Origin of the sequence: Streptomyces sp. DvalAA-14, from assembly GCF_900091855.1 — a bacterium.
Taxonomy (GTDB): Bacteria; Actinomycetota; Actinomycetes; order Streptomycetales; family Streptomycetaceae; genus Actinacidiphila.
This window is the reverse complement of record NZ_FMCH01000225.1, coordinates 1-13,120: the sequence shown is the minus strand read 5'-3', so window position 1 is coordinate 13,120 and position 13,120 is coordinate 1. Positions and strand designations below refer to the sequence as shown.

The window sequence follows — 13,120 nt, the reverse complement described above, 5'->3', positions numbered from 1 at the left end:
CCGCGCCGGACCACAGGTCGGCGGCATCGGCGAGCACCGTCGGATCGGCCCGGCTGCGCAGCTGGACGACGGCCCGCAGGGGGGCCTCGGCCGGCCAACTCCAGCCGCAGCGAGACCTCCAGCCCTGCCTCCTGGCTGGCGGCGCGGGCTGGGCGTGCTTCGGGCGCTTCGGGCGCTTCGGGCACGGTCCGCGGCGGCCGGGCCGCGAACGCGTCGCCGCCGGACGGCCCGCGGGGGGCGGAGCCACGGGGCGGGAGGCGGGTTCGGGTGAGCGCGTCGGCCATGGCGTCCAGGAACGTGCGCAGCAGCGGCTCGGCGGCCGGCGGCGAAAAGTCCTGGATCGTGGCCGCCCGCGCCTCGGGAGGCATGGCGGCGGCAAGGGACGCCACCCGCTCCTCGTCCCGGGCGTCCAACGGCCCCATCCGCCAGGCGTCGGAGCCTCCCGGCGACACCCCGGCCAGCACCCGCCCCCGGGCGAGCAGGCTCAGCCCGAGGACGGCCGCCGCCCCCCAGAAAGCCGTCCCGGCCGACGCCCGGCCGCTGCCGTCCGCGCCCAGCGCCCGGCAGCGGGCCAGCAGCGGGAGCGCCTGCTCGACCGGCACCAGGACGGCCGGCACCGCGGCCGTCAGCCGCACGGGCTCCACCCCGAGGTCCGGCGGGTCGCCGCCGGGTGTCCAGAACGCGATCTGTCCGCGCCGGGGCGGATCCGCGGGCAGGAACACGGCTTCGCCTACGGCGAGTCGGGGCAGCGCGGCGAGCAGTCGCCCGCGCTCCGGAACGGGCGGCGTGGGCACGTCCCCCGCGAAGCCGGCTGCCCCGGGAGCCGACTCTGCCGCCAGGTAGATCCCCACCACCGCCCCACTCCCGCACCCGGACCCTCAGCCACCCAGCCCGTCACGGCCCCGCGCCTGCCTTCCCCACCCAGGCTATCCATCCCCCCACCGCCCCCACGACGCAGCACCCCGCCCACCAGGGGCGCGAGGAACCGCGCGACCAGCCCCGACGGCGCAGCACCCCGCCACCGACCAACCGGGGCAACCCCGACCGCAAACCGGCCGCCGGCAGGCACCCGGTGGGGTCGAGCCGGCGCGAGCCGGGGCCGGCGGGGGAGGGACCCCCGCCGGGCGGTGATCCGGCGGGGGTCGTGGGGCGGGTGGCGGGCGGAGCCCACCGGTCAGCGGCGGAGGGGCTCCGGGGAGACGCCGGTGGTCTCCTCCGCGGCGATGTGCGCGGAGTCCGCCGAGGCCAGCCGGGCGGCGGACGGCGTCGGCGCGCTTCCGCAGAAGACCGGGTCCAGGGCCGTGCGTTCGGCCGCGAAGACGTCCCCGTTGTTCGAGGCGTTCGCCGAGACCGTGAGCTGCCGGGAGCCGTCCTTCGTGGTGTAGGAGTAGGTCTGGTAGCCCTGCACGATGCCGTCGTGGCCGTACACCTGGGTCCCGCACGACAGCGTGTACGCGCGCATGCCGAGGCCGTAGAAGGACGCCCCGGTGGAGTCGACCGGCACCATGCTCTCCATCTGGGCGAGTTGCGCCGGGGGTAGCAGCTTGCCGGCCGTCAGGGCCCGCCAGTACTTGTTCAGGTCGGCGCTGCTGGAGATGGCGGCGCCGGCCGTCCAGATCCACGAAGCGGTCTGCGCGGTCGCGTCGAACAGCGGCTTGGAGCGGTCGTCCTGGGTGAGGTAACCGGTGGCGTGCGGGCCGCCGAGGTCCGTGCGGGGGACGATGAAGCGGGTGTGGGGCATCCCGACGGGCCCCAGGATCCGCTCCTGCAGATCCTGGGCGAAGGGCTTGCCGGTGACCTGCTCGACGAGCATGCCCAGCACCACGAAGTTGGTGTTGGAGTACTGGTACTGGCTGCCCGGCGTGAACTGCGAGCCGTGGGTGAGGGCGTCCGCGACCAGGTCGGCCGGCGCGTAGGTGGCGTACCGGAACTGCTGGTAGCCGGTGACGGTGTCGCCCACGAGGATCCCGGGCAGATCGTTGCTGTAGTCGTACAGGCCGCTGGTGTGGTTGAGCAGTTGCCGCACGGTGATCGGCGAATCGGCCGGCAGGACGCCGCTGGGGAGGTAGCCGGCCGCGGGTGCGTCGAGGTCGACCTGCTGCTGCGCGGCGAGTTGCAGGACGAGGACGGCGACGAAGTTCTTGGTGATGCTGCCGATCCGGAACTGCCCTTGCGGGTCGACGGGCGTCTGCGCGGCCGTGTCACCGGTGCCGACACCGACCGTGCCGCCGGGACCACCGCGATCGCTCACCGTCGCGAAGGCCCCGGGTGAGCCGGCCGCGACCACGTTCTGCAGGGCCTGCCGCAGTCCCGCGTAGTCGGGCGCCGCCAGCGTCCCGGTCGGCGCGGCGCTCGCCGGGCCCGAGGTGAACACAACCGACGCGAGGGCCGCCAGGGCGGCCGCGGCAACGAGGGAGCGGCGCTTGCCGCCGATGGGACGAGGGGACACCACGGAACTCCAGTTGTCTGTCGACAGGGGTGGGACGGCTGTGACACCAGTCGCGTGCCACTCCCCCTCACACGACCGTTCCGCTGCCCGAGGTTGCACCCGGCCGGAAACCCGCCGCCAAGCCACCGCCAAGCCCCCGCCGAGCCCCCGCCAAGCCGCCGGTGACTCTGTCCCGCCCCCGGGCCCCGTCCGCCGCCCCCTCAGGGCGTGCCGGCGGCAGCCGTGGCCGGAGTCGCCGCCGCGGCCGGGGTCGGGGTCGGAGACCACCTCGCGGTGACCGTGGTGAGGGCGGCAACCGCGCGGGCGGTCCGGGCGCGGCTGCCGCGCACGCTGCGGCTGAACTCGACGTGCAGGAAGGGGACATGGGCCGCGGCGGCGACGCCGCTCTGCTCGTTGGTGCGGCCCTCCAGCGAGCATCTGCGGATCCAGGTGCGGCAGACGTCGAAGTCCCGGGCCTCCAGGGCGGTGGCCAATGCGCGGGCGGCGGGCAGGCCGTCGTCGCCCTTGCCGGTGGAGACGATCACGTCGTAGTCGGGCTCGGTGGCGTCGGCGAACCCGTGCACCTGGAGGCCGGGCAGGCCGTGCCGGACCAGTTCGGCGCAGACCGCGTCGAAGACGGTGTCGCCGCGGTGGGCGACGTCGGCGGAGTTGCCCTCGCCGGCCCGGCGGTGCGCGCCGGCCAGCACCATGACCCCGCCGGGGGTGCCGCGCAGCGCGCCCACGCCCAGCTTCTCGCTGTCCTCGTCGGCGACCGGGTGCGGCACTTGGACCGAGAAGCGGGCCGGGCCGGACAGGTCGACGTAGACCCGGCCCCAGCCGCGCCCGCCGTCCGCGCCCTCGGCGCCGTCGGCCACCTCGGCGTAACGGCGGTGGCTCACGGTGTCGGTGAGGGTCCGCAAGGCGTAGTCGACTTCCGCGAACTTCTGCTTGGCGGCCGGGAGTTTTCCGTCGACGAGGAAACCGACGCCCGCCGCCAGAATGTCGCGTTCCGCTTTCGTGGGCGGCCGGTAACTCCCCCGCCGTCCGAAGCCGGTGGTGAAATCCGTCACGCGACGCCCCAGGTCAACGGCGTCCACCGCTGCGGTCGAGGTCAACAACTTCCCTTCCGGAGGGCGGTGGTCCGGATGGGAGGAGCCATACCGGAAGACCGTCAAAAAAGTCCCCCGATCAGTACAACCATCGCCGTTGCCACAATCGTTATGCGCTGGGGGGAGATTCCTTCCATAAAAACATGACAATACCCTGGTGAAGAGAAGTTCAAACCGGTCCTGGCGCGTGCTCGGCGCGACCCTGCTGGCCCTGGCCCTCAGCACGGCGGCCGGCTGTACCGGCAAGGCCACCGCCTCCGGTTCGCCGGGAGCCGGCGGCGCGGGCGAACCCAGCTTCACCGTCGCCGCCGCCGGCGACATCCTGATCCACCCGCAGCTGACCGAGCAAGGCATGCTCGACGCTCGGCGCGACCACGTCAAGGGGCCGTACTTCGACGACCTGATGGCCGGCGTCAAGCCGGTGATCAGCAAGGCCGACCTGGCCATCTGCCACCTGGAGCCGGTCCTCGGCAAGCCGGCCGGACCCTGGTCGTCCTACCCGGACTTCGTGGTGCCGCCGCAGATCGCCACCACGATCAAGGACATCGGCTACGACACCTGCTCCACCGACTCCAACCACTCGCTGGACGACGGCTACGCGGGCGTCAAGCGCACCCTGGACGCGCTGGACAAGGCGGGGGTCAAGCACACCGGTTCGGCGCGCACCAAGAAGGAGCACGACACCCCGAACATCATCGATGTGAAGGGCGTCAAGGTGGCCCAGATCTCCTTCGCCTTCGGCTACAACACCCACGACCTACCGAAGAACCAGCCGTGGCTGGTCAACAAGACCAGTCTCGGCGCGATCAAGGCCGCCGAGAAGCGGGCCCGGGCGGCCGGCGCCGAAGTGGTGATCCTCAGCATCCACTGGGGGCAGGAGGACTGGTCCAATCCCAGCAGGTCGCAGCTGGAGCTGGCCCGGCAGATCGCCACCCAGACGCACATCAACCTGGTCATCGGCCATCACGCGCACGTCGTGCAGCCGATGGAGAAGATCAACGGAACCTGGATCGCGTACAGCCTCGGCAACCAGGTCGCCCGGCACGACGTGCCGATCGGCATCACCGAGGAAGGCGTCATCGGCTGGTTCACCTTCACCAAGCACAACGGCGCCTGGACCGTGCGGGCGCAGTACGTGCCGACGTTCGTGGACCTGCCGCCGGACACCGACGACCCGGTGGTCGGCTCCGGATCCGACGCCGGGCAGCCGCCGCCGAGCACGCCGGACCCGCTGGACACCGACTCCATCGTGCCGCCGGTCCGCGACACCCGGCTGGTGGACATCGCCCGCTCGCTGCGGGACGACAAGACGCTGACCGCCGACCAACGGGCCCGCTACCGGCTCGCCTTCGAACGCACCCGGGGCACCCTGCTCAACCGCGGGGCGGAGAAGGACGGCCTGACGCCGCTGCTGGACCTGCCGGACTGACCGGCCCGGCCCGGGACCGCGCCGGGCACCCCTCGACAACCAGGGCGCGCCCCCGCAGCGCGCCCGCATTTCGGCGCGCGCCACCGCACTCCGCACTCCGCGCCACCGCGCTCCGCGTCACCGCAAGTCCACGTCACCGCAAGTCCGCGTCACCCGAAGACCGAAGACCGAAGACCAAAGGGGAGGGACCTCCGTTGGCCGTCTGGCAGACCGCAAGGGGCCACAAGGCACGGCGAAGAGCCGACATGTCCTTGCTGGGCGGCATCCGCCCCCCGATCGCCGCGCTCGCCGCCGCGCTGCTCGCGCTGGCCGGCGTCACCGCGCTCACCATCGGGCAGGTGCACAGCAGCGGCCAGCCCGCGGCCGTCCTCACCTCGCAGCAGCACTTCGCCGAGGACGGGGCCATCGCGCTGCGGGCCTCGCTGGACGAGAGCGTCACCGACCTGGACCGGACCGCCGAACTCTTCGACGCCGGGCCGCCGGTGGGCGCCGACGCCGTACTCGACAAGATCGGCAACGTCTACCAGAAGTGGCTGGGCACCGCCGTCATCGAGATCGGCAGCGGCAGGCTGCTGGCCGCCCGCGGCGAGAACGTACCGCTCACCGCGATCGACCGCGCCTCGCTCGGCGACGAGAACGGCCTGGCGCCGCGCATGGTCAAGCTGACCAACGGCGAGACCCGGCTGCTGACCTTCGGCCTGCTGTCCTGGCCGGGCAAGCCGCAGCAGCTGCTGATCGCCTCCAGCAGCCTGAAGTTCCCCGGCATCAGCCTCGGCGACTTCCGGGCCATCGCGGTGCTCGACCCGCAGGGCGAGATCCTGTCCGAGGACGGCATCCCCACCCCCGAGCAGGTGCTCACCGACGACGACCGCAAGGACGTCGCCTACTCCACCGCGCAACTGGCCGGCTTCGCCAAGGCCGTCGTCCGGCAGACCGCGAAGGAGCCGCTGACCACCAAGGACCCCGGCGCCGGCGGCTTCCTCGGCGTCAGCGGCAACCTCCAGGGCGGCGTGCACGACGGTGAGCGGACCATCGCCGGCTACGCCACGCTGACCGGCCCGCAGCCCGGCGAGGGCACGGTGGCCACCGGCCTGGGGCTGAGCGTGGTCGCCATGGTCGGCGTCGCCGAGGACCCGACGCGCAGCGACCATCCGCTCTTCGGCGTGCTGGCGGCCGGCGCGCTGCTGCTGATCGGCGCGCTGGCCGTCGCGGTGCTGCTCGGCACGGTGCAACGCCCGCTGCTCAAGCTGTTCCTGGAGAGCCGGCGGCTGCACCGCGGCGACCTGACCCGGCCGGTGAACGCGCCGGGTTACGGCGAGACGGCCCGCATCGGGCGCGCGCTGGAGGCACTGCGCCGGCAACTGCGCGGTGACGACCTCGGGCCGCCCGAGCGCGCCGCCGGGCAGGCCGCGCCGCCGGCCCGCCGGATACCGCGCGTCGGCTCCCGCGGTGTCGTCGCGCTGTGCGCGATCCTGCTGCTGACCTGGGCCGCCCCGCTCCTGCTGCTGTTCAACCGGGCCGACGCGACCGCGATCATCCCGCAGCAGATCGTCAACGACCAGCGGGAACGCACCGACACCCTCACCGACCGGGTGCGCCGGGCGCTCAACGAGGGCCAGGCCGACCTCTCCTCGGTCGCCTCGCTGATCGGCGACAAGACCCCCGAGAAGGAGATGACCACGGTCCTGGACCACACCCTCGGCGACCACGACCGCTACAAGTCGCTGTACGTGCTCACACCCGGCGGCCGGGTGCTGGCCCGCTCGGGCGACAAGCCGCGCGAGCTGGACCGGCAAAAGCCTCGCGACCTCCGGGTCGCCGTGGTCAACACCGGCGGTCGGGAGCCGGTGATCGCCGGTTACGCCGAGATTCCCGGCCGGGACGGCGCCGTGCTGGTCGGCGAGTTCAGGATCGAGTTCCTGAACTCGCTGCTGAAGCGGCCGGGTCTGGGCACCATCCGGGTGGTCGACGCCCACCAGCGGGTGATCGCCGGCAACACCGGCTACCGCGCTTTCCAGCGGCTCCCCTCGGCGGACCTCGACGAACTCGTGGAGGCGTCCGCGCTGAAGGTCGGCACCAGCGCCCACCCGGGCAGCGTCGTCTTCCGGCGGCACGGCAGGGCGCAGATCGCCGCGTCGGCGCCGTTCGTCGGTGGCGGCCCGGCCAAGTCGCTCGGCTGGTCGGTGGTCAGCTGGCAGCCGGCCGCCGCACTGGACATCCCCGAATACCGGCTCCAGCACCGCACCACCCTGGCCGGACTGCTGGGCCTGGCCGCCGCGGCCGCCTGCCTGGGCTGGCTGCACATCGTGGTGGTCCGGCCGCTGCGTGATCTGGCCGCGCAGGCCGAGGCGCTGGCCGGGGGCGACCGCAGGACCGTGCTGTTCCCGCGCCACCACGACGAGGTGGGCGCCGTCACCCGCAGCCTGGAGCTGATCCGGCAGCGGTTGCAGGAGCAGCGCAAGAACCCCGCCGCCGAGCCGGCCGGAAGGAACTGACCCGTGCTCTTCCTCTACTCCGTCCTGGTGGTCGGCTGCGCCGTGCTGCTCGTCGCCGGGATCGTCGAACAGCGCCGGCACAACGCCAACCTGGCGCAGATACCGGTGCGGGTGCTGGTCAACGGCATCCGCGGCAAGTCCTCCATCACCCGGCTGTGCGCGGGCGCGCTGCGCGGCGGGGAGCTGACCACGGTCGCCAAGACCACCGGCACCGCGGCCCGCTTCATCCACCCCGACGCCACCGAGGAGCCGGTCTACCGCAAGTTCGGCATCGCCAACGTTGTCGAGCAGATCGGCATCGTCCGGCGGGCGGCCGCCTACCGGCCGGACGCGCTGGTGATCGAGTGCATGGCGGTGATGCCGGCGCTGCAGGAGATCAACCAGAGCAAGCTGATCCAGTCCACCATCGGGGTGCTCTGCAATGTCCGCGAGGACCACCTCGCCGAGATGGGCCCGACGCTGGACGACGTGGCGCGCTCGCTGTCCCGCTCGATGCCGGTCGGCGGGGTGTGCGTGACCGCCGAGGTGGAGCGCTTCGCCATCCTGCGCGAGGAGGCCGCCTCCCGCGACTGCGAGCTGATCTTCGCCGACCCGGACACCGTCAGCGACGAGGAGCTGCGCGGCTTCAGCTGGTTCACCTTCAAGGAGAACGTGGCCATCGCGCTGAAGGTGGCCGAACTCCTCGGCGTGGAGCGGCAGACGGCGCTGCGCGGCATGTACGACGCGCCGCCGGACCCGGGGGTGCTGTCCGTACAGCGGTACCGCACCGAGGACGGCAAGCGGCTGCGGTTCGCCAATGTCTTCGCCGCCAACGACCCGGAGTCGACGCTGATGAACGTGCACCAGCTGCTCGAACTCGGCGCGATCCACCGGCCGTTGAACGTGCTCGTCAACTGCCGTCCCGACCGGGTCGAGCGCAACGGCCAGATGGGCGAGATCGTGCCCCAACTGGCCCCCGACCGGGTCTTCGTGATCGGCCACCCGGCCAGGAGCACGATCGACGCGATCCCCGCCGAGTGGCGCGACCGGGCCGTGGACCTGGGCGGTGACCGGCGCGACCCGGCGCAGCTGCTGGCGCAGGTGCTGGCCCACCTCGGGCCGGACTCGTCATTGGTCGCGATCGGCAACATCCACGGCCAGGGCGAGCTCTTCCTCGACCGGCTGGCCGAACTCCCCTCGGACGAGGCGCCGGAGCCCGCCGAGCAGCTCGCCGAGTCCTTCACCGCGCCGCCCGCGTACGACTACTACGCGCCCGACCCCTGGCCGCAGGAGCGCCATGTGCCGAGCTGGGCGCTGCCGGACCGGGCGCCGGGTCCGGTGTACGGCCACGACGAACCGACCGACCCCGCCGTATGGCACAACCCAGGAGACGAGCCCCGATGATCCCCGACGCACTCACCCCGGAGATCGCCGCGATCGGCATCGCCCTGGGTCTGCTCGCCTCGCTGGTCTGCTATCTGACGACCAACCTGTCGCCCGGCGGCATGATCACCCCCGGCTGGCTGGCGCTCACCCTGGTCGAGGACCTGCAGCGCGCGGCCATGGTGGTCGGTGTCACGGTGCTCACCTATGTGCTGACGCTGCTGGTGCAGCGGTACGTGATCCTGTACGGGAAGCGGCTGTTCGCCGCCGTGGTGCTGATCGGCGTGATCCTCCAGGGCACCGTCATCATCGCGCTCCAGCACGAGTTCCCGCTGATGTACACCAACGAGACGCTCGGCTTCGTCGTACCGGGCCTGATCGCCTACCAGTTGGTCCGGCAGCCCAAGGGGCCGACGGTGCTGGCCACCGGCTCGGCGACGCTCATCACCTATGTGGTGCTCACCGCCGGAATCCTGCTCGGCGTCATGCCGGCCGCCTGACCGCCCACCGCGAAGATCGAGGAGAGACACATGCCCGCGGCTCGTCCCAGCCGGTCCCGCACGATCCTGAACGTCGCCACGGTGGTGGTCCTGCTGTGCGCCAGCGGCTATCTCACGGTGGCGCTGCGCAAGGACCAGGCCCACAAGGCGCCGGCCGTCCAGGCGATCACCGACAAGCCGGTGCTGGACACGGCCACGCTCGGCGCGCCGAGCGGCACCCAGACCTGGGAACGGCTGTCCGGGCCGGCCCGTTCGGTGCTGCGCGACGCCAAGGGGCAGGTGCTCGGCACGTTCACCGACGGCGCCCGCACCGCGACCCTGACCGGCCCCAGCCGGACCTTCTCCGAGCCGGCCAACACCAAGTCGCGGGTGGTCACCGACAGCTGGGTGCGGCTGCTGCCGCAGAAGTGGAAGGCGGGCGCGGAGAAGGCAGGCTGGTTCAAGGACTGGTTCAAGCAGTATTTCGGCAGCCAGCAGGACGACTTGTTCGCGTACGCCTTCCAGTACGTCCAGGGCGCGCCGGTCAAGAAGGACGCCAACGGGGTGCCGTACGCGGGCGACGCCGGCTTCGGCCCGATCAACCCCGGCGGCAGCATCGGCAACGACCTGCGCAAGGAGCAGTCGGACTTCTTCGACTACCTGGGCATCCCGTACACCTTCCGGGACGGCACCACCATGAAGCCGGAGCCCGCCCGCTACCGGGCGATCGACTGCTCCGGCTTCGTGCGCACCGTCTTCGGCTACCGGGGCCGCTACCCGCTGGCCGTTTCCGACACCCAGGGCGACGGGCTGCCGCGCACCGCCAACGGCATCGCCCGCTCACACCAGGGCGTGACGGTCATCCCGCTGCAGGGCCCCGCGCCCTGGTACACCCGCCCGACCCAGATCGACCTGCTCCAGCCCGGTGACCTGGTCATCTTCAAACTGGACTCGCGGACCGGCGAGCGGCTGGACCACATCGGCATCTATCTCGGCAACGACACCGACGGCCACAAGATCTTCATCTCCAGCCGTGAGGAGGTCGACGGCCCCACCATCGGCGACAAGGGCGGCACCTCCCGGCTGGACGGGAACGGCTACTACGCGAGCACCTTCCGCACCGCCCGGCGGATCTAGCAGAGGCCGGGGCGCGACGGCCGCTGGGCGGCCCGGAAGTACCGGGCCGCCCAGCGGTCGGAGGTGGCGCGGGACGGCGGGCGTCACTTGGCGCGGCGGGCCACCGTGAAGTGGTCGACGCGCTGCCCGGTCTCGGCGATCGCGGAGACCGTGAGGGTCGACTCGCGGCCGGAGCGGGCCGGTTCGACGTCCACCGAGATGAACGAGTAGCCGGTGTAGCGCACCCGCGACCAGTGGACGGTGTCCGCGACCTGGCCGCCGCCCTTGGCCGAGTGCCAGGTGGTGATCGTGTCGACGCGGTTCTCGCTGCCCTCGAAGGTGTCGGGCGCCGGGAAGGCGTACAGGCTGCGGCCGGCGCCGCCGGCCGTGATGTAGACCGTGCCGTCGGTGGCCGGCCGGGTGGTCTCCCCGATCGGCACGGCGTGCGACACCGCGCCCTTGCGGATCGCGTCGGTCCGCTCGTAGACGTGGTTGTGGCCGTTGATCACCAGGTCCACCTGGTGCTTCTCGAAGATCGGCACCCACTCCGCCTGCACACCGCCGTCCGAGGCGTGCGAGGTGGTGGTGGAGTACGCGCAGTGGTGGAAGAAGACCACCAGGAAGTCGATGCCGCGCTGCTTGCGGTAGCCGGCCAGCGTGCGGTCCAGCCACGCGGTCTGCTTGCCGCCGGTGATGCCGTAGTTGGCGGGGATCTCGTACGACACGTCGTTGGCGTCCAGCGCGATCACCGCGGTGTTGCCGTAGACGAAGGAGTACGCGCCCGGCTGGCTCTCCGGGGCGTGGCCGGTGGCGGGGAGCGTCCAGCGGGCCTCCTGGCCGCCGTAGCCGTTCGGCGAGTACCAGGCTTCCATGTCGTGGTTGCCGGTGGTCACCATCCACGGCACCCGGGCCGCGACCGACTCGGTCTGCGCCAGGAACTGGTCCCAGGTGCGGGCGTCGTAGTCGGCCGCGTCGCTCGCCAGGCCCGAACCGTCCGGGTCGGCGTAGCAGATGTCGCCGGCGTGCAGGTGGAAGGCCGGGTTCTGGGCCAGGATCAGTGAGTCGTTGGCCAGCGCGTGGTAGCTGACGCCCTGGTCGCCGAAGGCGGTGAAGGTGAAGCGCTCGTTGTGCGCGGGCGCGGTGGTGAAGGAGCCGATGGTGGCGAACGCGGCGGCGTCGGCCGGGTCGAAGCCGTCGTGGCCCACGCCGTAGTAGTAGGTGGTGCCCGGTCGCAGGCCGCCGATCTGCGCGTGCAGGTAGTACTGGTCGACCGGCGGCAGCTTGCTGTTGAGCAGCTGCGGGGTGTGCAGGTCGCGGACCTCGGCCTCGATCTTGTGGCTGAGCGACCAGGGCTGCAGGCCGATCCGGACGAACGGCTTGCGCACCGCCAGCGGGACCTGCCAGGAGATGGTGAACTGCGACTTCGGGTCGGCGCCGAACTGCAGGTGGCGCCCGAACGGCGCGACCAGCGCGCCGTCCACGTGATGGCCGGTGGCCGGCCGGGTCAGCAGTGACGGACTGGGGGTCTGCGCCTGTGCGACGCCGCTGAACAGCCCGGAGGCGGCGACCGTGCCCGCGGTCGCGATCCCGCCGAGCACCATGCGGCGGCGCGTGACCTTGGACCGCAGATACTCGTGCTGCTCCGCCATGCTCATCTTCTCGGCGAGCTTGGCGTCGATACCCGTGTGAGGTGTGTCCATGGCGCGAAATGTGGCAGCGTCCGGCAACCGGCGCTCGACGTGCGGATGAACGGCCGATGGCCGCCGACCCGCACTCTGGCCCACAGCGGGCGCACAGGGTGACGGATCGTCACACCGGACACAGCCCGCCTCAGCGGTCTCCTGCGCCCCGCGGCGGCGCCCGGCACGACTGCCGGGCGGGCGGGGATCAGCCCGCGTCGCGGGTGAGCTGCCGGGCCGCCTCGTACTCCTGGTGGTACGCCGCGTCGGCCGCCGCCAGGTAGGCGTAGGCGTCGGCGCCGAGCGGGACGTGCGAAGGGGTCCGCTCGGCGTCGACGATCCGCAGCACGAGCTCCGCGAAACGCTCCGGGCTGCCGGTCGCCGGGTCGGCCGCCATGTTCCGGATGCCGTCGCGGACCGGACCGGTCACCGGTTGGTAGGCGGCGATCCGGGCCGCGGACTCGGTGAGGGCGCCGCTGTAGCCGGAGGCGAAGGCGCCCGGTTGGAGCGTCGTGACCCGGATGCCGAACTCCGCCACCTCGCTGGCGAGCGCCGCGCTCATGCCCTCCAGCGCGTGCTTGCCGGTGACGTACGCGGCCAGCCCGGGCAGGGCCATCCGGCCGACCAGGGACGACACATTGACGATGTGGCCGCGGCGCTGGGCCCGCATCAGCGGCAGCACCAGCCGGGCGAGCCGCCAGGGACCGACCGCCAAGGTCTCCAACTGCTGGCGCAGCTCCTGGTCGCCGACTTCTTCGACGGCGCCGAACAGCCCGGTACCGGCGTTGTTGACCAGCACGTCCACCCCGCCGAAGCGGTCGACCGCGAGGGCCACGGCGGCTTCGCACTGCTGCGGATCGCACACGTCGAGCGCGGCCGTGGCGACCTGCGCGGGATGGCGGAGCCGGAGTTCCTCCAGCGCGGCCGGCTTGCGGGCGGTGGCCAGGACCGAGTCACCGGCCGCCGCCGCCGCGGCTGCCAGTGCCCGGCCCAGGCCCGAGGAGCACCCCGTCACCAACCAGC

At 72.5% G+C, this 13,120-nt stretch carries 8 protein-coding genes and 2 pseudogenes; 5 read left to right on the top strand and 5 right to left on the bottom strand.

The window, feature by feature from the left end:
- The 3 genes and pseudogenes from GA0115240_RS11940 to GA0115240_RS11930 form a co-directional block, all read right to left on the bottom strand.
- Positions 1-854, bottom strand: a pseudogene (locus tag GA0115240_RS11940) (hypothetical protein); the annotation flags it as partial.
- Between the two features lie 320 nt (positions 855-1,174).
- A complete protein-coding gene (locus GA0115240_RS11935; protein WP_161302167.1) occupies positions 1,175-2,449 on the bottom strand; it encodes a serine hydrolase domain-containing protein in 1,275 nt (424 codons plus the stop codon).
- Positions 2,450-2,649: 200 nt separating this feature from the next.
- A complete protein-coding gene (locus GA0115240_RS11930; RefSeq protein ID WP_141708807.1) occupies positions 2,650-3,543 on the bottom strand; it encodes a hypothetical protein in 894 nt (297 codons plus the stop codon).
- A gap of 148 nt (positions 3,544-3,691) precedes the next feature.
- Between GA0115240_RS11930 and GA0115240_RS11925 the strand changes: the two genes are divergently transcribed.
- From GA0115240_RS11925 to GA0115240_RS11905, 5 genes and pseudogenes are all read left to right on the top strand, one after another.
- Positions 3,692-4,966, top strand: a complete 1,275-nt coding sequence (locus tag GA0115240_RS11925; protein WP_370673324.1) for a CapA family protein — start codon at positions 3,692-3,694, stop codon at positions 4,964-4,966.
- A gap of 245 nt (positions 4,967-5,211) precedes the next feature.
- On the top strand, positions 5,212-7,461 hold the full coding sequence (locus GA0115240_RS11920) for a HAMP domain-containing protein (protein WP_093736650.1): 2,250 nt from the start codon (positions 5,212-5,214) through the stop codon (positions 7,459-7,461).
- Between the two features lie 3 nt (positions 7,462-7,464).
- Positions 7,465-8,653, top strand: a pseudogene (pgsB, locus tag GA0115240_RS11915) (poly-gamma-glutamate synthase PgsB); the annotation flags it as partial.
- Between the two features lie 187 nt (positions 8,654-8,840).
- Positions 8,841-9,323 carry a poly-gamma-glutamate biosynthesis protein PgsC/CapC gene (locus tag GA0115240_RS11910; RefSeq protein ID WP_093736648.1) on the top strand — a complete coding sequence of 161 codons (483 nt, stop codon included), beginning with the start codon at positions 8,841-8,843 and terminating at the stop codon, positions 9,321-9,323.
- 30 nt (positions 9,324-9,353) lie between these two features.
- Complete coding sequence (locus tag GA0115240_RS11905) at positions 9,354-10,439, top strand: C40 family peptidase (RefSeq protein ID WP_093736647.1); 1,086 nt, start codon at positions 9,354-9,356, stop codon at positions 10,437-10,439.
- Between the two features lie 83 nt (positions 10,440-10,522).
- Here the strand turns inward: GA0115240_RS11905 and GA0115240_RS11900 are convergent, their stop codons facing one another.
- Positions 10,523-12,118, bottom strand: a complete 1,596-nt coding sequence (locus tag GA0115240_RS11900; protein ID WP_093736646.1) for a purple acid phosphatase family protein — start codon at positions 12,116-12,118, stop codon at positions 10,523-10,525.
- 187 nt (positions 12,119-12,305) lie between these two features.
- A partial coding sequence (locus GA0115240_RS11895; protein ID WP_237554807.1) for an SDR family oxidoreductase occupies positions 12,306-13,120 on the bottom strand: 815 nt, incomplete at its 5' end.

Bases quoted from the DNA above. Each gene is read 5' to 3' on its own strand.
- GA0115240_RS11905 (WP_093736647.1), top strand. From the start codon at position 9,354: ATGCCCGCGGCTCGTCCCAGCCGGTCCCGCACGATCCTGAACGTCGCC.
- GA0115240_RS11900 (WP_093736646.1), bottom strand. From the start codon at position 12,118: ATGGACACACCTCACACGGGTATCGACGCCAAGCTCGCCGAGAAGATG.
- GA0115240_RS11920 (WP_093736650.1), top strand. From the start codon at position 5,212: ATGTCCTTGCTGGGCGGCATCCGCCCCCCGATCGCCGCGCTCGCCGCC.
- GA0115240_RS11910 (WP_093736648.1), top strand. From the start codon at position 8,841: ATGATCCCCGACGCACTCACCCCGGAGATCGCCGCGATCGGCATCGCC.